The organism is Halomonas elongata, assembly GCF_029081005.1.
GTDB classification, from domain to species: Bacteria; Pseudomonadota; Gammaproteobacteria; order Pseudomonadales; family Halomonadaceae; genus Halomonas; species Halomonas elongata_B.
In genome coordinates, this window is the sequence record NZ_JAJQTQ010000004.1 from 196,676 (window position 1) to 218,380 (window position 21,705).

Below are 21,705 nucleotides of genomic sequence, written 5' to 3' on the forward strand. Positions count from 1 at the left end.
ATTGCTTACTGGAGAGACAGATGGCACTGACCGCTGAACAGAAAGCCGCGATCGTCGACGAATACGGTCGTGGTGAAAACGACACCGGTTCCCCTGAGGTACAGGTGGCCCTGCTGACCGCCAACATCGACGGCCTGCAGGATCACTTCAAGACCAACAAGCAGGATCACCACTCCCGTCGTGGCCTGATCCGCATGGTCAACCAGCGTCGTAAGCTGCTCGACTATCTGAAGCGCAAGGATTTCGAACGTTATCAGTCGATTATCCAGCGTCTCGGCCTGCGCCGTTAAGAGAAGAGGTTCGCGAGGCGAATTTCTCCTTTTCTTCAGGCCATTTGAAACGGGCGGTCCTTCGGGGCCGCCCGTTTCGTATGTGAGGGAGCCATTCGGCGCGGGGGGCACGTGCCAGGGCGCTTGAGTTACCCCCATGGTTGGCGGGCCACATAATCGGTAGCCCTCGCGACCGTCAACCCCTAAAATGGTCGCCGAGTCAAAACGACCCGAACATGAATCGAAAAGTTGAAGGAAGTCGCCGTGAATCCGGTCAAGAAAACATTTGAATACGGTCGCAGCACCGTCACCCTGGAAACCGGGCGCATCGCCCGCCAGGCCTCCGGTGCCGTGATGGTCACCATGGACGACACCGTGGTGCTATGCACCGTGGTGGCGAAGAAGGATGCCAACCCCTCCCAGCCTTTCTTCCCGCTCTCTGTCCATTATCAGGAGAAGACCTACGCGGTCGGCAAGATTCCCGGCGGCTTCTTCAAGCGCGAGGGGCGTCCCACCGAGAAAGAGACGCTCACTTCGCGCCTCATCGATCGTCCGATTCGCCCGCTGTTCCCCAAGGGGTTCATGAACGAGGTTCAGGTCGTCTGCACGGTGCTTTCCACCGACCGCAACCATGATCCCGATATCGCGGCCATGATCGGTACGTCCGCGGCGCTGGCGATTTCCGGTGTGCCCTTCAACGGCCCCATCGGCGCCGCTCGAGTCGGTTTCACCGAGGAGCATGGCTACTTCCTCAACCCGACGGTCGAGGAACTGGGCAGCTCCGAACTCAACATGGTGGTGGCCGGTACCGAGAAGGCCGTGTTGATGGTCGAGTCCGAGGCCAACGAACTGCTCGAGGACGAGATGCTGGGGGCCGTGCTCTATGGCCACCAGGAAATGCAGACAGCGATCAATGCCGTCAATGAGCTGGTCGCCGAAGCCGGTAAGCCGCGTTGGGAATGGCAGGCGCCCGCCGAGAACGTTGCCCTCAAGGACGCCATGGCGAGCGGCTTCGAGGCCAAGGTGGGCGAGGCGTATCGCATCACCGACAAGATGCAGCGTCAGGAGGCACTGTCTGCCTTGAAGGACGAGGCGGTAGAGCAACTGGCCGGTGAAGAGGATGGCAAGTTCGACGCCGATGAGGTCAAGGGGGCTTTCGCCGGTCTCGAGAAGCGCGTGGTACGCCGCCGTGTGGTCAAGGGCGAGCCGCGTATCGACGGCCGAGACCTGAAGACCGTGCGTCCGCTGGATATCGAGGTCGGTGGCCTGCCCAAGGCGCATGGCTCGGCCGTCTTTACCCGTGGCGAGACCCAGGCCGTGGTGGTGGCGACGCTCGGCACCCTGCGCGATGCTCAGTTGATCGAGTCGCTGGAGGGTGAGCGCAAGGATCGCTTCCTCTTGCATTACAACTTCCCCCCCTACTGTGTCGGCGAGGCCGGTTTCATGGGGGGCCCCAAGCGCCGCGAGATCGGCCATGGCCGCCTGGCGCGCCGGGGCGTGGAGTCCATGCTCCCCTCTCAGGACGAATTCCCCTATACCATCCGGGTGGTATCCGAGATCACCGAATCCAACGGCTCCAGCTCGATGGCCTCGGTATGCGGTTCTTCCCTGGCCCTGATGGATGCCGGCGTGCCGATGAAGGCACCGGTGGCCGGTATCGCCATGGGCCTGGTCAAGGACGACGATGGCTTCGCGGTCCTGACCGATATTCTCGGCGATGAAGACCACCTCGGTGACATGGACTTCAAGGTGGCCGGCAGCGCGGATGGCGTGACGGCCCTGCAGATGGACATCAAGATCGAGGGGATCAACGAGGAGATCATGGAGCAGGCGCTGCAGCAGGCCCATGAGGCGCGCCAGCACATCCTCGAGCAGATGAACAGCGTGATCGGCCAGAGCCGTGACGAAGTCTCCGAGAACGCGCCGTCCATGGCTACCATCAAGATCGATCCGGAAAAGATCCGTGACGTCATCGGCAAGGGTGGCGCCATGATCCGCAAGATCTGCGAGGATACCGGCGCTTCCATCGATCTGGATGACGACGGCACCGTGCGCATCTATGCCGAGGAAAAATCGGCAGCCAAGGCGGCCATCGACACCGTACTGGCGATCACTGCCGTTCCCGAGATCGGCAAGCTGTATCGCGGCAAGGTGGTCCGCATCGCCGATTTCGGCGCCTTCGTCAACATCATTCCGGGCACCGATGGCCTGGTGCACATCTCGCAGATCGTGCCCGAACGGGTCAACGATGTGCGCGATTTCCTGAATGAAGGCGACGAGCCGATCGTCAAGGTGCTCGACATCGATAACCGCAACCGGGTGAAGCTCACCATCAAGGAGATCACGCCCGAAGAGAAGGCGGCCTTCGAGGCCGAGGCGGCCGACACCGAGCTCTAAGCCCGACGCCTGACGCGGGAAGCAACGCCGCCCTTGTAGCGCAAGCTGCGAGGGCGGTTTCGTTCTGGCCATCGAGGGAGATATATCATGGAAGACGGGCGGACGGTGGGCGTCCAGGAAGCGGCCGGCTCGCACTGGTGGGGGGTGGTGGCGGTGATGACCGGCATCTTCCTGCTGGTGACCGCCGAGCAACTGCCGATCGGCCTGTTGTCGCAGGTCGCCGCCTCCCTGGGGGTGACGCCGGGCCTGGCCGGTTTGATGGTCACGGTGCCCGGTGTGGTCGCGGCCTTCTCGGCACCGTTGTTGCCGGTTGCCGTGGGACGCCTGGATCGCCGCGTCATGTTGACCGGCCTGATGCTGTTGATGGTCGCGGGTAGCGTCCTGTCGGTATTGGCCGATAGCTTCGTGGTGCTGTTGGGTGCCCGGGTGCTGGTGGGCATGAGCATCGGAGGCTTCTGGGCCATCGCCGGCGGCATCGCGCCTCGCCTGGTGGCGGCCGACAAGGTGCCCAGGGCGATGACCGTGATCTTCGGCGGGGTGGCTGCCGCCTCGGTGCTGGGCGTGCCGGCGGGGACCCTGCTGGGGGAATACAGTCATTGGCGGGTCGCCTTCGGCGCCCTGGGGGCCTTGAGTCTGGTCACCGCCCTGGCATTGTGGGTCTGGCTGCCCCGGCTTCCGCCCACCGAACCGGTACGGCTGCGGATGCTCGGCCAGCAACTGGGCCATCGTGGCGTGCGGGTGGCGGTGATCGCCACGGGGCTGGTGGTCGTCGGCCACTTCTCCGCCTACACCTTCATCAGTCCTATCCTGCAGCAGATCAGCGGCATTGCGCGGACGGATATCGGCAGCCTGCTCTTGCTCTATGGCGCGGCAGGGATCGTCGGGAACGTGGCCGCCGGCGCCTTCGCCGGTTACCACCCCTATCGCGCGGTGCTGGCGATACCGGGCCTGCTGCTGCTGGTCGTCGGCAGTTTCTCGTGGCTCGGTGGGCAGCCGGTGGGGGGCGTGGCACTCCTGATGGGCTGGGGGGCGGTGTTCGGCAGCGTCTCGGTCAGCATCCAGACCTGGATCCTGCGCACGGCCCCGAATACCGAGGCCGCCACCGCGTTGATGGCCTTCGTGTTCAACCTGTCGATCGGCCTGGGCGCCATGGTCGGCGGACGCGTCGTCGACGGCATCAGCCTGCCGGGTGTGACCTGGATGGCCGGCGGGTTCTTCCTGGCGGCCACGCTGCTGGTGCTGCGCACGCCGGCCAGTGTGGTAGGCGAGAAGACGAGATAGACAATGCCCCCGAGCGCGGGGGCATCACCCGGTCTGGTCTGACGGTGGCGGCTCGTCGTTCAGCGTTCGATGGCCAGTGCCACGCCCTGTCCGCCACCGATGCACAGGGTCGCCAGGCCCTTGTGGGCGTCGCGGGCGATCATCTCGTGCACGAGGGTGACCAGGATGCGGCAGCCGGAGGCGCCGATGGGATGGCCGAGCGCGATGGCGCCGCCGTTGACGTTGACCTTGTCGGTGTCCCAGCCGAGCTCCTTGTTCACCGACAGCGCCTGGGCGGCGAAGGCCTCGTTGGCTTCGATCAGGTCAAGCTCGTCGAGGCTCCAGCCGGCGCGCTCCATGCAGCGGCGTGTGGCCGGGGCGGGACCGATGCCCATGATGGCGGGATCGACGCCGGCATTGGCATAAGCCTTGATGCGCGCCAGGGGCGTGAGACCGAGCGCCTCGGCCTTTTCCGCGCTGCACATCATCACCACGGCGGCACCGTCATTGAGCGCGGAGGCGTTGCCGGCGGTGACGGCCCCCTCCTTCTTGAAGGCCGGGCGCATGGTGCCGAGCTTCTCGGCGGTCACCTCACGAGGATTCTCGTCGGTATCGAAACGTACCGGGTCGCCCTTGCGCTGAGGGATATCCAGGGGCGCGATCTGGCTCTGGAAACGTCCTTCGCGAATGGCGGCGGCGGCCTTCTGCTGTGAGCCGGCGGCGAATTCGTCCATCGCCTCGCGAGTGATGCCGTACTTCTCGGCCAGGTTCTCGGCGGTGATGCCCATGTGGTAGTCGTTGAAGGCATCCCACAGGCCGTCGTGGACCATCGAGTCGATGGCCTTCCAGTCGCCCATGCGCTGGCCGTTGCGCGAGTTGGGGAGTACGTGGGGAGAGAGCGACATGTTCTCCTGGCCGCCGGCCAGGATCAGCTCGGCATCGCCGCAGCGGATCGCCTGGGTGGCCAGGTGGAGCGCCTTGAGGCCGGAGCCGCAGACCTTGTTGATGGTCATGGCCGGCACGGCTTCGGGCAGCCCGGCCTTGATGGAGGCCTGGCGGGCCGGATTCTGGCCGGTGCCGGCCGTCAGTACCTGACCGAGCAGGACTTCATCCACCTGGTCGGCGGCCACGCCGGTGCCGGCGAGGATGTCCTTGATGACGTGGGCTCCCAGATCGCTGGCGGGAATACCGGCGAGAGAACCGCCGAAGGCGCCGACGGCGGTGCGACGTGCGGCGACGATCACCACTTCTGACATGGTCATGACTCCTGAAATTTGCGGACGTGCTGGCTTTCAGGATAGGCGACCATTGTGCGCTGCGGCAATCCTCGGGTGGTCGAAAGGCACTGAACTTCCGTATGAGGGGCCTGACGGAAGCCCCACCCGACGGCGTCTTCGCTCAGGCCAGCTGGACGGGAATGGCATTGCTGGTGTGGCTGATGGCGTTGCCTTCCTGCAGATAGACCAGGGCCGGTTGATGGGACGCGAGTTCGGCATCGGTGTACATGGCGTAGCTGCAGATGATGACCCGTTGGCCCTCGCTCGCCAGGTGTGCGGCGGCACCGTTCACCGAGATCGTCCCGGAGCCTTCCTCGGCGCGGATGGCGTAGGTGGTGAAACGCTGTCCGTTCTCGACGTTGTAGATCTGGATCTGCTCGTTTTCGCGGATGCCGGACATGTCGAGCAATTCGCCATCGATGGCACAGGAGCCTTCGTAGTTGAGCACGGCATGGGTGACGCGGGCCATGTGCAGCTTGGCCTTGAGCATATGGGTCAGCATGGATGAACTCCTCTTGTCGGTGCCCCGCTTCAATGCGGCAGGGTCAGGCTCAGGTTGTCGATCAGGCGTGTCGGGCCGAGTCGTGCCGCGGCGAGCAGCACGGCGTCGCGCGTCGATGCGTCGACCGGGCCCAGGTCGGTGGCGCGCAGTTCCAGGTAGTCGGGCTCGAAGCCAGCTTCGCGCAGGCGGGCCAGTCCTGTGGCGAGGGTGGTATCGAGCGCCGCGCCGCCTTCCAGGGCATCACGCAGCTCGCGCAGGGTTCGCTGAAGGGCGGCGGCCGTGTGGCGCTGTTCGGTATTCAGGTAGCCGTTGCGCGATGACAGCGCCAGGCCGTCCCGGTCGCGCACGATGGGCACGCCGATCACCTCGACCGGAAGATGGAGGTCGGCCACCAGGCGCCGGATGACCGCCAGCTGCTGGTAGTCCTTCTCGCCGAAGCAGGCCAGGTCGGGCTGGACCAGGTTGAAGAGCATGGTCACGACGGTCGCCACGCCGTCGAAGTGGCCCGGCCGTGAGCCCCCGCACAAGCCTTCCGAGACGTCCGGCACGCTGACACGGGTCTGTGCATGTCCTCCGCGTGGATAGAGCGTGGACTCATCGGGGGCGAACAGCAGGTCACAGCCGGCTTCGACAAGCTTTTGCCGGTCCGCTTCCAGGGTCCGAGGATAGGCGTCCAGATCCTCGTCGGGGCCGAACTGCGTCGGATTGACGAAAATGGTGGCCACCACGACATCGGCACGTCGACGGGCCTCGGCGACCAGCGCGAGGTGTCCTTCGTGCAGATTGCCCATGGTCGGCACCAGGCCGATGGTCTGCCCTGCCCGGCGGTGACTGGTCAGGGCGTCGCGCAGTGCGTGGATCTCCTGTAGGCATTGCATCAGAAACTGTGCTCCTCGGCCGGGAAGCGACGCGTCTTGACCGCCTCATGGTAATGGCGGAAGGCATCCGGGATGTCATCGGCCTCGGCCATGAAGTCCTTCACGAAGCGGGGGCTGCGCCCCGGGGTCACCCCCAGGATATCGTGCATGACCAGGATCTGGCCGTCGGTGTCGGGGCCGGCGCCGATGCCGATGACCGGGACATCGAGTGCGTCGGTGACGGCACGTCCCAGGCTGGCGGGAACGCACTCCAGCAGGATCACCGAAGCGCCGGCGTCGACCAGGGCGCGGGCGTCCTCGAGGATGCGCGTGGCCTGGTCGGCATCACGGCCCTGAACCTTGTAACCGCCCAGCTGATGGACGGTCTGCGGCGTGAGTCCCAGGTGGGCGCAGACCGGCACGCCACGGCGCGTCAGTTCCCGCACGCCTTCGGCCATCCAGGCCTCGCCTTCCACCTTGATCATCTCGGCACCGGCGCGCATCAACTCGCCGGCATCCTGGAGCAGGCGCTCGGTGGTGGCGTTGCTCATGAAGGGCAGGTCGACCATCAGCAGGCTGGCCCCCTTGCCACGGGCCACGCAGCGGGTGTGGTAGCAGATGTCGTCGAGGGTCACCGGCAGGGTGCTGGAATGCCCCTGCAGCACCATACCCAGAGAGTCTCCGACCAGGAGAACCTCGATGCCGGCCTCACTGGCGGCATGGGCGAAGGTGGTATCGTAGGCGGTCAGGCAGCTGAAGGCTTCACCGGCGCGCTTGTGGGCCTGCAGCGTGCTCAGGGTGACGGTTTTCATGGCGTGCTCTCGTTATGTTGTCGGCCAGCCGGCGGGGACCGGAGCCATTGTGTAACCCATGATTGTTACCTTAATCCAGCTGAAGTGTCGATAGGTAACATAGCCCGGGTGTTGTCAGATCTGGGGTAACATTCTAGGTGATACCCTCGCCGGTGGCGCCTCTTCCGACAGGCTTGCCGCCAGGGAGGCGACATCATGACCGTCCGGAAGGACCAGGGTCGGGGCAGTCTCGGCCAATGGCACCAGCACGAAGGCTCGCTGTGCCATCTCCGGGTGCGGAAGCGTCAAGCGAGGCGTGACAAGACACTGGTCATCGAAGAGCAGAAGGTCCAGGTCCAGGGTACGTGGCCCCCAGCGTCGTTCGCGAACCCGACCATGGCGCTGTTCGAGGGCCTGCAGTTGATCGAGCAGGGCCAGTGGCGACAGGCGTGTCTCCAACTGGGCCACTGCGTTGATGAAGTCAGGCTGGTCCGCCGGGCCGACAGGCCGGGTGGCATAAAGATGCGAGGCGCGTCGTCGACGGGTCAGGGGCAACTGGTCCAGCTCGTCCAGGGCGCGTTCGACATGGGCTCGCGGCGCATCCAGATTGCTGCCGAGGCCGATCCAGGCAAGGCTCATGTGTCGTCGGTGGGGTTGCGCGGCTTGCGCCTGCGGCGTCGACGACGCTTGCGCGGGGCCGGGGTCCCGGCCGGGTCGGCGTCGACCTTGCCGAGCAGGCGGCGTTGCTCGTGTTCATCGGCCTGCTGAAAGGCGGTCCACCAGTCGCCGAGTCCCGGGGGGATCTCGCCGGCGGCCTCGCGCAGCAACAGGAAGTCGTAGGCGGCACGGAAGCGGGGATGGTCGCGGGTCTGGAAGGCGCGCTTGCCCCGACGCGATGGCAAGCGTTGCTGCAGGTCCCAGATATCGCGCATCGGCAGGCTGAAGCGCTTGGGGATGGAGATGTGCTGCAGCTGGCGCGATACCACGCGCTGTGATGCCGCCTGGAGCGCGGGGATCGGTGGCATGTCCTCGTCCCGCTCATAGTCGCGTTGGCGTAACTGGACCGGGCCCCACAACAGGGCGGCGAACAGAAAGGCCGGCGTCACCGGGCGTTCTTCCTGAACGCGCTTGTCGGTGCTGGCCAGGGCCTGCTCGATCAAGCCCTCGGCCCAGGGCAGCTCGGCGAAGGCTTCGTCGGCCTCGGGGAACAGCATGGCGAACAGCCCGTATTCCCGCAGCAGGTGGAAGGTCTCGACACCGTGGCCGCCCATGAACAGCTTGAGCACCTCATCGAACAGCCGGGCCGGCGGTACCTGCAGGAGCAGCGGGGCGAGTTCCTCGATCGGCGCTTCGGTGGCGCTGGCCAGACTGAAGTCGAGTTTGGCGGCGAAGCGCACGGCGCGCAGCATGCGCACTGGGTCTTCCCGGTAGCGAGTGGCCGGATCGCCGATCAAGCGCAGGGTGCGGGCATCGATATCGCGCACCCCGTCCGCGAAATCATGAATCGAGAAATCGGCGATATTGTAATACAGCGCATTGATCGTGAAGTCGCGGCGCAGGGCGTCTTCCTCGATGTCGCCCCAGACATTGTCGCGCAGCAGCATGCCGTCGTCGGATTGCTGGGCGATATGGTCACCGTGGTCATCACCGGGTTTGCCCCGGAAGGTGGTGACCTCGATGACCTCGCGACCGAAGCGGACATGGACGATACGGAAGCGGCGCCCGATGATGCGTGAGTTGCGGAACAGGCCGCGCACCTCTTCCGGCGTGGCATTGGTGGCCACGTCGAAATCCTTGGGCATGCGGCCCAGGAGGGCGTCGCGGATGCAGCCGCCGACCAGGAAGGCCTCGAACCCGGCATTGTGCAGGCGGTACAGCACCTTGAGAGCCGCGTCACTGAACAGCTGACGCGATACAGGATGTTCATCGCGGGGAATGATGCGCAGCACAGGGCCTCCGGCCGGCGCATCCTGAGGGCCGAACAGCGACTTGAGATGCTCGCCAGGACTCTGCAGAAAGCGGGTAAAACCTTTGATCATGCGGTGTTGTCGACTCGCGGGAGTACGAAAAGCGTTGAGTGTAGCGGACACCCGACACCTTGCAAAGCGTGAGCCTGTCGTGCGTCGGACCCAAGCGTCTCGTGGGCACGCCATGGCGGCAGTCTGAACGCATACAGAAAGGGGAGGCCGGCAGGCCTCCCCTGGATCAAGCAAGGTGCAGCATCCCTGCTGCTGGTTCTTCTTCGTGATGGCGCATCGCCTTGAATACGCACCACAGTCACCAAGGAGTCTCAGGCAAGCATGTTGTTGTCTTTATTGACGTTCCTGGCGGCGACCGCCTCGTATTCAAAACAATAATCCAAGCACGACGGCATGCCTGGCATACCTTCCCCCGGTGGCTTGTTGTTGTTACCGGGAGTGCACCCTGACGGCCCTTGTTCTTGTTGTCGGCCGGTTGTCGGTGCGTCGCGTCCTGATCTTCCGGGCTTCGAGTTCTTGTTGTTATTGACCTCGAAGGACTCGCGTCCATTGCCGTTGCTGTTCTTGTTGTCGGCATGGCGCCCAAGTGTCTCGACCCGAAGGGCTTGTTGTTGTTGGTTCGGGTCCCGTCACCGTGCCTGGCCGTTGTTGTTGTTGGGGCCGTCGGTGACATCCGGATTTGTTTTTCTTGCCCATAAGTGTTGCACGGCCTGTGCCATTGATTAAAAAATCCTTTTTTTTCAGTTAGTTGTTATTTTTCATCATTTTGTCACCGGGAAAGTGCAGGGGCGGTGTTACCCGGACTGCCCCGAGATGGCGCGCAGGCTGTGTGAGAAGGTAACAAATGGTGCGTGATGTCGGCCCGGGGCCACATGAGCAAGGTCTTGGCTCAGGAGGTGCGGGGCTTGCACTTTAGTCGAGGGTGCAGGGTGACGGATCAGCCGACGTTGCGCCGGGGGCCTTTCTTGCGGGGAATGCCCAGGCGCTGACGGCGTTCCCACAGGCACTTGCGGCTGATGCCAAGTTTCTGGGCCAGCTCGGTTTCGCTCATCTGATCCTGGTGTTCCAGCACGAAGTGCTGGAAATAGTCTTCCAGGGAAAGGTCCTCGGGGTCCTCGTCGCCTTCCAGTGAATCCTCGAGGGTCGCCACCTTGGCAGTGGGCGCAGGGGCCGGGCGTGGTGGGGGGGTGAGACCCAGATCGTCGGGATGGATGAGATGGCTTTCGGCGAGGATGACACCACGCTCCAGGGCATTTTCCAGCTCACGGACGTTGCCGGGCCAGGGAAAGTCGCGGATGACGCGTCGGGCGGCCCGGGAGAGTCGCAGGCCTTCGCGGTCGTGACGACGGCACGCCTTGGTGAGCAGCGAATCGGCGATTTCCAGGATGTCATCTTCACGATCTCGCAACGGCGGGAGGTCGATCTGCATCACATTGAGGCGATAATACAGGTCGAGGCGAAATTCACCGGTCTTCGACAGCGCATGCAGGTCCCGGTGCGTGGCGGCGATCAGGCGAACGTTGACGTGTCGCGTCTCCACCGAGCCGATCTTGCGAATCTCACCTTCCTGCAGGACGCGCAGCAGGCGGGCCTGGGCGTCGGGTGGCAGCTCGCCGATCTCGTCGAGAAACAGGGTGCCATGGTCGGCGGCCTCCACCAGGCCGGTGCGAGCGGCATTGGCGCCAGTGAAGGCGCCTTTCTCGTGACCGAACAGTTCGGACTCGATCAGTGTCTCGGGAATGGCCGCGCAATTGACGCAGATCAGGGGCGCGGCGGCGCGCTTGCTCTGTTGATGTAGCGCGCGGGCCACCAGTTCCTTGCCGGTACCGGATTCCCCCTGGATCAGCACGGTGACATCGGCGGGCGCGGTCTTGCGGATGCGCGAATAGACGACCTGCATGGCCGGGCAGCCACCGATCATCGTCTGCTGCTGGCCACCCTGGTCGGTGACATCGGGCGGTGCGGCCTGCCGAGTGGCTTGCTGGTGCAGAACGCGGGAGACGGTTTCGAGCAGCTCGTCATGGTCGAACGGCTTGGCGACGTAGTCCACCGCGCCGAGCTTGAGGGCTTCCACGGCCGAGCGCATGCTGGCGTAGCTGGTCATGATCAGTACTGGCACCGGAGCGGCGAGGCCGATGAGGTCGGTACCGGGGTCACCGGGCAGGCGCAGGTCACTGATCACCAGGTCGAAGCGTTGTGGGTCGAGCTCGCGGGCCTCGGCCACGGAGCCGGCTTCACTGACGCCATGGTCGTGACGTTCCAGCAGGCGCCTCAGGGCGCTGCGAATGATAGCTTCGTCTTCAACGATCAGGATCCGGCTCATGGGTGCTTTCGCCATTCTCTGGATGGAGGGGCAGCCACAGGTGGATGCGCGTACCGCTGGCCTGTCCGGCAGGAGGGGACTCGATCTCGATCTGGCCATCATGCTCGGCGACGATGCTGTAGACCAGCGGCAGCCCCAGCCCCGTGCCCTCACCCGCCGGTTTGGTCGTGGTGAAGGGCTCGAACAGGTGATCGCGCATCCCCGGGTCGATGCCGTGGCCTTCGTCGGTGATGGTCAGGTGCAGGCACTGGCCTTCCGGTGTGGCATCGACGATGACGCGATCTTCCGGTTCGCTGGCATCCCGGGCATTGCCCAGCAGATTGATCATCACCTGCTGCAGGCGTTGTGCGTCCCCGATGACGGCCTGGTCGGTCGGGCAGCGGTTCTCATATCGGACATCCTCCCCCGAGCGGGCGAGCCGGATCAAGTGCAGGGCCTCGTCGGTGACACTGGCCATGGAGGTGGGCGCGAAGTCCGCACCGGCGACATGCCGGCCTCCATGGGCGAAACCGACCAGTGAGCCGACGATCTTCGAGACGCGGTCGGTCAAGACCTGGATCTGGTCGGCGGTCTCCAGCAGGGCGGGGTCGTCGGTGTCGTAACGCAGATTCTGGGCCAGCGAGGAGATGCCGGTGATGGGGTTGCCGATCTCGTGGGCGACGCCGGCCGCCAACTGACCGATGGAGGCGAGACGGGCTGCGTGGACCAGCTCGTCTTCCAGCCACTTCATCTCGCTGTGATCCTCCACGAGGATGACATTGCCACCGTCTTCTCCTTGTTCGCCCTGCAGGCCGGCGCGGTGCAGGGTCAGGTAACGTTCGCCCCGTGACAGGCTGGCCGGCTGCTTGTAGAGGCGGCCCTGCGGCGCGGCGAGAATCTGGCCGAGCAGGTCGTTCCAGGGCGCGGGAAGGGTGTCGCGGTGCGCACCGATCACCGAGTCTCCCTCGATGCCGGAAAGCTCGGCGAGCGCATCGTTCCACATCAGCAACTCGCCATCCTCGCCGAAGGCGCACAGGCCGATGGGCAGTCGGGTCAGGGTGCGCCGGTGGTAGCGTCGCAGGCCGTCGAGCTCTCGCGCCAGGCCGGTGAGTCGCGAGCGATAGGCTTCCAGTCGGCTTTCGACGAAGTGGATGTCCTCGGTGGCGCTGGGGCCGTTATGTCGATAGGGCAGGCAGCGATCGACGATGTCCTGGGCGACCGAGGGTCCCATCAGACCGGAGAGATTGGCCTGGATGCGGTCGCGCAGGCGGCGCAGGGCATAGGGGCGTCCGTCCAGAGGCGACAGGCCGAGAGCGGTCAAGGCGCGCTCCACCTCGCGATTGGCCACGTCCTCGCCCAGCACGCGCGTCAGGTGGCGCTTGAATTCGGCGCCATTGGTGGCGACCAGGGGGAGCCGCATTGGGCGCACCACGGCATCCACGGAGCATGCCTCGGCCGCCGCGCGTTCTCCCGCTGAGGTTCGGGTGGCCAGGGAAACGAGGATGAAGGTCAGGATGTTCGCCGCCAGCGAGATCAGGGTGACGCTGTACCAGGCGGGTTCGCCGGCCAGGACCTCCAGCCCCGGCGGCAGGAGCACCATCGCCGGATAGTCGGTGAGCAGGGGAACCCACAGGCCGGCCAGCCAGATCGTCATGCCCACTGCGAGCCCGGCTACCATGCCCTTGCGATTGGCGCCGGGCCAGTACAGCAGGGCCAGCATGCCCGGCAGGCACTGGGCCATGCCGACGAAGGAGGCCAGTCCCAGGGTCGAGAGGTCGTGGCGCACGCCGACCAGGCGATAGAACAGCCAGCCGCCGACGATCACCGCGGCGATCAGCCCGCGGCGCAGCCAGCGCAACCAGCGATAGAGATCGGGCTGGGCAATGGGCGGATGTGCCACCAGCACCAGGTGGTTGAGGATCATCCCCGACAAGGCCAGCGAGATGATGATCATGGTGCCGCTCGCCGCGGCCAGGCCGGCGATGAAGGCCAGGCCGCCGACCCACCATGATGAGGACAGGCCGAAGGCCAGGTAGGCGGCGCCGGCGCCTACTTCGTCGACCCCCAGGCGCTGTGTGGCCCACAGGATCAGCGGCACCGGAAGGGCCATCAACAGCAGGAACAGCGGCAGTGCCCAGCTGGACTGGAGCAGGGTGCGTCGGTCGAGGGTCTCGGCGAAGGTGATGTGAAACATGTGCGGCATCAGGAAGGCCGCGGAGAAGAACAGCAGCAACAGCGTACGCCATTGGGCCGGATCGAGCTGGGCGATGCGGGTCTGGTCGACGTGGCCGGCACCATCGAGCCAGGTCTGAAGGTCGGCGGGGCCCTCGAAGACACCGAAGAGGGCAACGGCACCGAGGGCCAGCATGGCGGCCAGCTTGACCAGTGACTCCAGGGCGATCGCCGCCAGCAGACTGTCGTGTCGGGCGCTGAGGTGCGAATGGCGGGCACCGAACAGCATGGCGAACAAGGCGATCAGCAGACTGAAACCCAGGGCGAGCAGGGAGGGCGAGCCGACACCGCTGAGATGGTGGATGGCATGGCCCATGGTCTGTATCTGCAAGGCCAGCAAGGGCAACACGGCCAGCAGGCTGACCAGGGTCAGCAGGGTGCCGACCCAGCGTGAACGGAAGCGAAAGGCGAACAGGTCGGCCAGCGAAGAAAGCTGATGGGTACGGGTCATGCGCTGGATCGGCACCAGCAACACCGGGGCCAGCAGGAAGGCACCGGCAACCCCCAGGTAGTAGGACAGATAGCCGAACCCATAACGGCTGGCGAACTCGAGGCTGCCGTAGACCGCCCAGGCACTGGCGTAGACGCCAAGCGCCAGGGTGTAGACCGCCGGATGACGTACCAGGCGGCTCGGCAGCCAGCCGCGATCGACGGCCAGTGCGCAGAGGAACAGCAATGACAGATAGCCGACGCCGAGCGCGAGCAGGCCAGGGAGGTTCAGACTCATTGCCGTATCCTAGCGTCTTTCATCGAGCTTGCGTTTCTGTTCCAGCCACAGGGTCAGGGCGATCAGCCCGCCCCAGATGAGAAAGGGGCGATACCAGGCAGCACCGGGATTGGCCCAGCCGCTCATCAACAGCGGCGAGAACAGGTAACCGCCGAAGACCAGGAATAGCATGATGCGGTAGACGTACATGTCACTCCCTAAGGAAACGCTGATTTATTGCTGTGCTCGATATCTTGGCTGCCGGCGGTACTCAATATCCTCATTTACTCACGTGTAAACTCCGGTATTTCCGTTCCGGCGGTCGCCAACCTATCATCGCTCGCGACATAAATCAGCGCTCCCTAAAGAGCATTGTGCCTGGGTTCACGCCGTTCCGCCGTGGCCTGCAGGGAACGAGGCGACCAGTGCGCGACGGCCCAGTCGAGTTGCGCGGTCACCGGTTCGGTGGCCAGGGCCGAAGGCGGCGCCTGGTCCAGGGCGACCAGGGCACGATGCAGCAGGGGACGCACGGCGTCCTCCTGTTCCGGAAGGGCCGGCGCCAGGTTCTGCTTCGACAGCTTCTGCCCATTGTCACCGAGGATCAATGGCAGGTGCAGATAACGAGGCTCCGGGAGTGCCAGGGCATGCTGCAACTGGCGTTGCCAGGGGGTGTTGTCCAGCAGGTCGAAGCCGCGTACCACGTCGGTGATGCCCTGGTCCCCGTCGTCCGCCACCACGGCCAACTGATAGGCCCAGAGGCCGTCCTTGCGCTTGAGGACCACATCGCCGAGGGCGCTGGGGTCGAAGCGTTGCAAGCCGAACAGCCGGTCCTGCCAGATGATCGGGGTCGGGCCGAGGTCGCAGCGCAGTCGCCAGGCCAGCGGCTTGTCCGGCTCGCGGGGGGCCGTCCGGCACCAGCCAGGATAGACGGGATGATCCCGCCATTGCTTGCGTGAGCAACTGCAGGGGTAGGCCAGCCCCTGCGCCTCGAGCCTGGAGAGCGCCTCGCGGTAGGCATCGCCTCGCTCATGTTGCCAGTGGACCGGACCGTCCCAGTGCAGCCCGAAGGCCTCGAGCTGGCGCAGAATGGTATCTGCCGCCCCGGCCGGGCAACGGGGAGGATCGATGTCCTCGATGCGCAATAGCCAGTGGCCCTGTTGTCGACGGGCATCGAGGTAGCTGGCCAGCGCCGCGATCAGCGAACCGAAGTGCAAGGGGCCAGAGGGCGTGGGAGCGAAGCGGCCACGGTAGACGCGCATGGACGGCTCCGGGGCGGATCAGGGAAGTGTGGCTTGCATGCCCGCGGCATGTCGTCAGCCCCTTCCGGGTGAAGGGACGCCGGGCCACCCGGGCCCGGCGCGGAAAACCGATGACAGCGCCGTTTCAACCGCCGAGCTGTTTTTCCTTGAGTTCGGCGAGGGTCTTGCAGTCGACGCACAGCGTTGCGGTGGGACGCGCCTCGAGGCGGCGAATGCCGATCTCGACGCCACAGGCCTCGCAGAAGCCGTAGTCGTCCTCGTCGATCTTCTCAATGGTCTCGTTGATCTTCTTCAGCAGCTTGCGCTCACGGTCCCGGGTGCGCAGCTCCAGGCTGAAGCCCTCTTCCTGGGTGGCACGATCGGCCGGGTCGGCGTAGTTGTTGGCTTCTTCCTGCAGGTGGCGAACCGTGCGGTCCACCTCCTCCATCAACTCCTGTTTCCAGCCCAGCAGGATCTGCCGGAAGTGCTCGAGCTGCTTCTCGTTCATGTACTCTTCACCCGCCGCAGGCTCGTACGGGGTGAATTTCTTGGGCGCTTCCATCTTCTGTTCGGCTACTGGCATGGGACTGCCTCGCTACTTTAGTGACTGCTGATCAATACCCGCCGCGATGCTAAGGTATCTCACGCCAAAGGGATGCTTGTTTAGCGAAAAAATGGCGACTTTGCAAGACCCATGTTTCATGGAGACCGGTCCAGAAGACCGATCCGGGAAACTGCGTCGGCATGCCAAACGTCGTAACATGCCGATGTTGACCCTGTTTGACCATGGCGAGCGAGAAAGATGCCCGCCGGCGGCACTCATGAGTTCACGTGCAGAGGAGACAGTCATGTCCTGGAGTCCGCGTCTGGAGGGCGTCGCCCCCTTCCGCGTGATGAACCTGCTGGAAACCGCCCAGGCGCGCGAAGCGGCCGGACACGATGTCATCCACCTGGAGATCGGCGAGCCGGATTTTCCGACGCCGGCGCCGGTCGTGGAGGCGGGACGGATGGCCCTGAGCGAAGGCCACACCCGCTACACGCCGGCCGCAGGCCTGCCGGCATTGCGCGAGGCCATCGCGGCACACTATGCCGAGCGCTTCGGCGCCTCGGTGGCGCCCGAGCGTATCCTGGTCACGCCCGGCGCCTCCGGCGCGTTGCTGCTGGCCAGCCAGTTGCTGGTGGCGTCTGGCGACCGTGTCCTGATGGCCGATCCCACCTATCCCTGCAATCGCCACTTCATGGCGCTGGCCGGTGCCGAGATCGATGCCGTACCGGTCGGCGGGGAGAGCGGTTGGCAACTGGATGCCGGACTGGTGGCGAAGCATTGGCGAGACAGCACCCGGCTGGCCATGCTGGCCACGCCATCGAACCCGACCGGCCACATGCTCGATGCCGATCGGCTGGCCAGCGTGGCGGGGGCGGTGGCCGAGCGCGACGGGTACCTGCTGGTCGACGAGATCTATCAGGGGCTGACCTATGATCTCGCGCCTCTGTCGGCGGCGGCGGTGGCGCCGGAGGCCTTCGTCGTCAACAGTTTCTCCAAGTACTTCGGCATGACCGGCTGGCGCCTGGGCTGGCTGGTCGCGCCCGAGGCCGCGGTCGAGCCACTCTGCCGACTGGCGCAGAATGTGTTCCTGGCCGCGTCCACGCCGGCGCAACACGCTGCCCTGGCGGCCTTCCGTCCCGAGTGCCTGGAGATCCTCGAACGACGTCGCGCCGAGTTGCAGCGCCGTCGCGACGCCCTGCTCGATGGCCTGGCCGCCCTGGGGCTGGCGCCGTCCCTGCCGCCCCAGGGGGCCTTCTACCTGTGGTTGGACATCTCCCGCTACAGCGACGACAGCGAGGCCTTCTGTCGGCAATTGCTCGAGGAGGAGGACGTCGCCATCACGCCGGGGACCGATTTTGCCCTGCATGGCGGCGAACATCATGTGCGCATCGCCTTCACCACCGGTGTCGGCCGGCTGGAGGAGGCGGTCGGACGGCTCGGGCGCTTCCTGACACGCCGGCGGGGACAGCGCTGATGCGTTATCCCGAGCTGGTGCCCGGTACCCTGCTGCGTCGTTACAAGCGCTTCCTGGCCGATGTGCGTCTCGACGATGGGCGTGAGGTGGTCGCCCACTGCCCCAATACCGGCTCGATGCGAGCGGTCAACGTGCCCGGTTGTCGGGTCTGGCTGGCGCCGAGCGACAACCCCGAGCGCAAGCTGGCCTGGACCTGGGAACTGATCGAACTGCCTCAGCCGGATGGCCGCATGGCGCTGGCCTCGGTACATACGGGACGCGCCAATCGCATCGTCGAGGAAGCGTTGCGGGCGGAGGCGGTCGACGAACTGGCCGGTGCCGGCGAATGGCGTCGGGAGGCGCGTGTCGAAGGGGCTCGGCTGGATTTTCGTCGCCCGGGCGAAGAGGGGGGCGATACCTTCGTCGAGGTCAAGCAGGTGACGCTGCGCGAAGACGATGGCCATGGCTACTTCCCCGATGCGGTCAGCGAGCGTGGGCGCAAGCACCTGGACACGCTGGCGACCCTGGCCGCGGAGGGGCAGCGAGCCGTCCTGCTTTTCCTCGTGGCCCACGAGGCCATTGCCGATGTGGCGCCGGCGGGCCACCTGGATCCGGCCTATGCCGAGACCCTGGTGCGGGTGGTGGGGCAAGGCGTGGAGGTCATGGCACGTGGCATCCGGATCGTTCGGGACGGTGACGGGGCTCCGCTGACCATCAGCCTGGGCAAGGCGCTGCCGGTGAGACTGGCCTGACGAGGCGTGATCAATCGACCCGTGGGCGACAATGAGGCAGGGCCGACAACACCCTGTCCAGGGCCTCCTGGCCACACGCCTCGCCGGCGGTTCGGTGCCACCATCGACGGTGAATGGCGCGTACCCGCACCCGGATGCTCGACACGCCGATCACCTGACTCATGGCCAGACGATGCAGGCCCTTGTTGGTCTTGACCAGGTGCCCGTGCCGGTCCACTGCCACCCCCAGAGGATCCTTGCTCAGTCGATCATCGAAGCCGAAACAGGCGATGGACTCCATGTACAGCCGGTAGCGCCGTAGATACGCCAGGATGCGTTCCGGACGGTCGAGCATGATGCCATCGGAATGGGAGACAATGGGCTTGCCTCGTGCCAGCTGCTCGGCGAGTCGATGGTAGCTGTGACTCTGCTCCGGTCGACGACGGTGGTGCCAGATATCGGCGATGAAGTGCATGCGACGACTGGCGAGAAAGGGCTGCAGGGATGAATCCCAGTTTCCACCCCAGAGCAGACGATTACCGACCCGGTGGCGGCGCTTGCGGTCGGGGAAGGCGCCCTGGTAGTCGAGCTGGTGCAACAGCTCTCGCGGCGACACCTTGACGTCCAGCCTGCTGGCATAGCGATCCTCGATCACATGGCGAGGCAGGCCCTGCTTCTCGACCCAGGCGCCTCCGGGAGCCTGATGCCGCCACAACGCGAAGGCACCGTGTTCCAGCGGTCGAGCGACATAACGGTTCAGTTCCTGCATCGTGCGTCGACTCAGGCGCGACAGGCGCATGCGGGAGGCGATGGCCGGCGAGAACAGTCGGGGATCCGCGGGCTCGCCACTGGGCGTGGAAGGCATGTCCCTGGCGCTACGGAGCAGCGCCAGGGTATCGGTCAGGCGTGCCTTCAGCCCGGCGCTGGTGCTTGCCGGCGGCAGGCGTTCGGCCATGGCGCAGAGGCGGTTCGGAGACAAGGCCTCGGGCAGGGATATCGGGGGTGGCAACACGACGACGGGATCTGTCCCGGTGCCGAGCGACGGCCTGTCGGGGCTGGACGAGGCCAGCCCGGGGGCTTCCAGCTGGCTGTTGAGGCGGCTGGCGAAGATACGCATCAGCCAATGTTCGGGCCCCTCATCGGCGGGCCGGTAGCGCCACACATCATGCCAGGCGAGCTCGAGCGTATCCTGTACCACGGCCTCGATGTCGTCGGGCATCTCGAGGAACTGCTCGGCCACCGCCAGCAGTTGAGGGACGCTATGGCGGGCCAGCAGCTCGAGACCGACGGGGGAACCCTGTGCGCAGGCGTTCAGAGCATCGCCAAGGCGCGAACAGGCGATGTCCGAAGTGTGAGACACCTCAGGGGGCGGCACGGGAGCTCCGGCGGGTAACGCGGAAGATGGCGATCTCGCCGAGCAGGTTGGGCCACAGCCGCGAGGCCCAGTGGTCGCGGTAATCGCCGGCACCCACCGCCCGGTCGACGATTACCAGGTCCTTCTGGCGACACAGGTGTTCGAAGTCGTTGAAGGTCGACAGGTGAATGTTGGGTGTGTCGTACCAGGCGTGGGGCAGGGATTTCGAGACGGGCATGTAGCCGCGCAACCCGAGGTGCACCCGGTGACGCCAGTAGGCAAAGTTGGGGAAGGTGATGATGCATTCCTCGGCGACGCGCAGCATCTCGTCGAGCATCCGGTCGGGGCGGCGCAGGGCCTGCAGGGCCTGGGTCATCACCACCAGGTCACAGGCATCGTCCTCGAAATTGGCCAGTCCTTCATCGAGGTTCTGCTCGATGACATTGACGCCGCGAGCCAGACAGCGGGTGATGCCGTCGGGGTCGATCTCCAGGCCGTAGCCGGTGACGTCCTTGTCGTGTGCCAGGGCGGCCAGCAACGCGCCGTCGCCACACCCCAGGTCGAGCAGGCGGGCGCCTTGCGGGACCCAGTCATAGATCAGCTTCAGATCGGTGCGCATCATCATGGGCGTTCCTCCAGACCCTGGTCGTGGGCGACACGGTCCATGAAGGCGGCGAACACCGCCTGGTAGCGGGGTTCGGGCAACAGGAAGGCGTCGTGGCCGTGTGGCGAGTCGATATTGGCATAGCTGACCGACTTGTCGGCCCGGATCAGAGCATTGACCAGCTCCTTGGAACGCGATGGAGGGAAGCGCCAGTCGCTGGAGAAGCTGACCACCAGGAAGGGGCAGCTTGCCGGTGCCAGGGCCGCGGCCAGATCACCCTCATGATTGGCGGCGGGGTCGAAGTAGTCCAGGGCCTTGGTCATCAGCAGATAGGTATGGGCATCGAAGGATGACGAGAACGTATCGCCCTGGTGGCGGAGGTAGGACTCCACCTGGAATTCCACGCCATAGCCGAAGTTGAGGTCCGTGCTGCGCAGATCACGGCCGAACTTGCTGCCCATGGCGTCTTCCGACAGGTAGGTGATGTGGCCGACCATGCGGGCCAGCTTGAGGCCCCGTCGGGGCAGGGTGTCATGGTCGGCATAGCGGCCGTCGAAGAAGTCGGGATCCGAGCGGATGGCCTGGCGGGCGACCTCGTTGAAGGCGATGTTCTGTGCCGACAGCTTGGGGGTCGCCGCGATCACCCCGGCATGGGCGATGCGGTCGGGGTAGGAGAGGGCCCACTGAAGCACCTGCATGCCGCCAAGGCTACCGCCGATGATGGCGGCGAAGCGCTGGATGCCGAGACGATCGGCCAGCCGTGCCTGGCTGTGCACCCAGTCGAGCACCGTCATCATCGGGAAGTCGGGGCCCCAGGGGGCTCCGGTTTCCGGGTTGAGGCTGGTCGGCCCGGTGCTGCCGTGGCAGCCGCCGAGATTGTTCAACGACACCACGAAGAAACGCTCGGTATCGATGGACTTGCCCGGCCCGATGTGAGCATCCCACCAGCCGGGCTTGCGATCCTCCGCTGAATGGAAACCGGCGGCGTGATGATGGCCGGACAGAGCGTGACAGATCAGCACGGCATTGCTGCGTTCGGCGTTCAGTGTGCCGTAGGTCTCGTAGACCAGGTCATAGGCCGGCAGCGTCTTGCCGCAGGCCAGCTCCAGGGGGTCGTCGAAGTGTGCCGTGATTGGCGTCACCAGGCCGACCGACTCGCGAGGCATCTCGGTCATCAGGCGTGTCGTGTCCCGTGGTTATGGTGTT

General features: G+C 65.4%; 19 protein-coding genes. 5 read left to right on the plus strand and 14 right to left on the minus strand.

Features of this window, described 5'->3' with window-relative positions; translation table 11 throughout:
- The first annotated feature begins 20 nt into the window (after positions 1–20).
- The 3 genes from rpsO (at position 21) to LU493_RS04820 (ending at position 3,947) form a co-directional block, all read left to right on the plus strand.
- Positions 21–290, plus strand: coding sequence for a 30S ribosomal protein S15 (gene rpsO, locus LU493_RS04810; RefSeq protein ID WP_275286652.1), 270 nt, complete (start codon positions 21–23; stop codon positions 288–290).
- A 243-nt stretch (positions 291–533) separates the two neighbouring features.
- Positions 534–2,666: a polyribonucleotide nucleotidyltransferase gene (gene pnp / locus LU493_RS04815; RefSeq protein WP_275286653.1), complete on the plus strand. Its 2,133-nt coding sequence runs from the start codon at positions 534–536 to the stop codon at positions 2,664–2,666.
- Between the two features lie 87 nt (positions 2,667–2,753).
- Positions 2,754–3,947 carry an MFS transporter gene (locus tag LU493_RS04820; RefSeq protein ID WP_275286654.1) on the plus strand — a complete coding sequence of 398 codons (1,194 nt, stop codon included), beginning with the start codon at positions 2,754–2,756 and terminating at the stop codon, positions 3,945–3,947.
- 59 nt (positions 3,948–4,006) lie between these two features.
- On the opposite strand, the gene LU493_RS04825 is transcribed toward LU493_RS04820, so the two are convergent.
- The 11 genes from LU493_RS04825 to dksA all read right to left on the minus strand — a co-directional run bounded on the left by LU493_RS04825 (position 4,007) and on the right by dksA (position 16,393).
- Positions 4,007–5,182: an acetyl-CoA C-acetyltransferase gene (locus LU493_RS04825; protein ID WP_275286655.1), complete on the minus strand. Its 1,176-nt coding sequence runs from the start codon at positions 5,180–5,182 to the stop codon at positions 4,007–4,009.
- A gap of 142 nt (positions 5,183–5,324) precedes the next feature.
- The gene (gene panD / locus LU493_RS04830; RefSeq protein ID WP_275286656.1) at positions 5,325–5,705 is read right to left on the minus strand and encodes an aspartate 1-decarboxylase; all 381 of its coding nucleotides are present in this window, start codon (positions 5,703–5,705) and stop codon (positions 5,325–5,327) included.
- 29 nt (positions 5,706–5,734) lie between these two features.
- Positions 5,735–6,583 carry a pantoate--beta-alanine ligase gene (gene panC, locus LU493_RS04835; protein ID WP_275286657.1) on the minus strand — a complete coding sequence of 283 codons (849 nt, stop codon included), beginning with the start codon at positions 6,581–6,583 and terminating at the stop codon, positions 5,735–5,737.
- The gene (gene panB, locus LU493_RS04840; RefSeq protein WP_275286658.1) at positions 6,583–7,374 is read right to left on the minus strand and encodes a 3-methyl-2-oxobutanoate hydroxymethyltransferase; all 792 of its coding nucleotides are present in this window, start codon (positions 7,372–7,374) and stop codon (positions 6,583–6,585) included. The genes panC and panB overlap by 1 nt, the downstream gene beginning before the upstream one ends.
- A 114-nt stretch (positions 7,375–7,488) precedes the next feature.
- A complete protein-coding gene (folK, locus tag LU493_RS04845) occupies positions 7,489–7,992 on the minus strand; it encodes a 2-amino-4-hydroxy-6-hydroxymethyldihydropteridine diphosphokinase (protein ID WP_275286659.1) in 504 nt (167 codons plus the stop codon).
- The gene (gene pcnB / locus LU493_RS04850; protein ID WP_275286660.1) at positions 7,989–9,392 is read right to left on the minus strand and encodes a polynucleotide adenylyltransferase PcnB; all 1,404 of its coding nucleotides are present in this window, start codon (positions 9,390–9,392) and stop codon (positions 7,989–7,991) included. Before pcnB ends, folK begins: the two co-directional genes overlap by 4 nt.
- An 877-nt stretch (positions 9,393–10,269) precedes the next feature.
- Positions 10,270–11,655, minus strand: coding sequence for a sigma-54-dependent transcriptional regulator (locus LU493_RS04855; RefSeq protein WP_275286661.1), 1,386 nt, complete (start codon positions 11,653–11,655; stop codon positions 10,270–10,272).
- Entirely contained in the window at positions 11,633–14,593 is a 2,961-nt protein-coding gene (locus LU493_RS04860) for an ATP-binding protein (RefSeq protein WP_275286662.1), read from the minus strand. The genes LU493_RS04855 and LU493_RS04860 overlap by 23 nt, the downstream gene beginning before the upstream one ends.
- Positions 14,594–14,602: 9 nt before the next feature.
- Positions 14,603–14,782 (minus strand): hypothetical protein, encoded by a 180-nt coding sequence (locus tag LU493_RS04865; protein ID WP_275286663.1) that lies wholly within the window; start codon positions 14,780–14,782, stop codon positions 14,603–14,605.
- A gap of 152 nt (positions 14,783–14,934) precedes the next feature.
- The gene (gene gluQRS / locus LU493_RS04870; RefSeq protein WP_275286664.1) at positions 14,935–15,831 is read right to left on the minus strand and encodes a tRNA glutamyl-Q(34) synthetase GluQRS; all 897 of its coding nucleotides are present in this window, start codon (positions 15,829–15,831) and stop codon (positions 14,935–14,937) included.
- 124 nt (positions 15,832–15,955) lie between these two features.
- On the minus strand, positions 15,956–16,393 hold the full coding sequence (gene dksA, locus LU493_RS04875; protein ID WP_064700528.1) for an RNA polymerase-binding protein DksA: 438 nt from the start codon (positions 16,391–16,393) through the stop codon (positions 15,956–15,958).
- Between the two features lie 265 nt (positions 16,394–16,658).
- Between dksA and LU493_RS04880 the strand changes: the two genes are divergently transcribed.
- Together LU493_RS04880 and sfsA are read left to right on the plus strand one after the other, a co-directional pair.
- Positions 16,659–17,831, plus strand: a complete 1,173-nt coding sequence (locus LU493_RS04880; RefSeq protein ID WP_275286665.1) for a pyridoxal phosphate-dependent aminotransferase — start codon at positions 16,659–16,661, stop codon at positions 17,829–17,831.
- Positions 17,831–18,562: a DNA/RNA nuclease SfsA gene (gene sfsA, locus LU493_RS04885; RefSeq protein WP_275286666.1), complete on the plus strand. Its 732-nt coding sequence runs from the start codon at positions 17,831–17,833 to the stop codon at positions 18,560–18,562. Before LU493_RS04880 ends, sfsA begins: the two co-directional genes overlap by 1 nt.
- A gap of 10 nt (positions 18,563–18,572) precedes the next feature.
- Here the strand turns inward: sfsA and LU493_RS04890 are convergent, their stop codons facing one another.
- The 3 genes from LU493_RS04890 to metX are packed head-to-tail and all read right to left on the minus strand — an operon-like array spanning position 18,573 to position 21,674.
- Complete coding sequence (locus tag LU493_RS04890) at positions 18,573–19,916, minus strand: hypothetical protein (protein ID WP_275286667.1); 1,344 nt, start codon at positions 19,914–19,916, stop codon at positions 18,573–18,575.
- Entirely contained in the window at positions 19,903–20,514 is a 612-nt protein-coding gene (metW, locus tag LU493_RS04895; protein WP_275286681.1) for a methionine biosynthesis protein MetW, read from the minus strand. The genes LU493_RS04890 and metW overlap by 14 nt, the downstream gene beginning before the upstream one ends.
- A gap of 2 nt (positions 20,515–20,516) precedes the next feature.
- Positions 20,517–21,674, minus strand: a complete 1,158-nt coding sequence (gene metX / locus LU493_RS04900) for a homoserine O-succinyltransferase MetX (protein ID WP_275286668.1) — start codon at positions 21,672–21,674, stop codon at positions 20,517–20,519.
- Between the last annotated feature and the right edge of the window lie 31 nt (positions 21,675–21,705).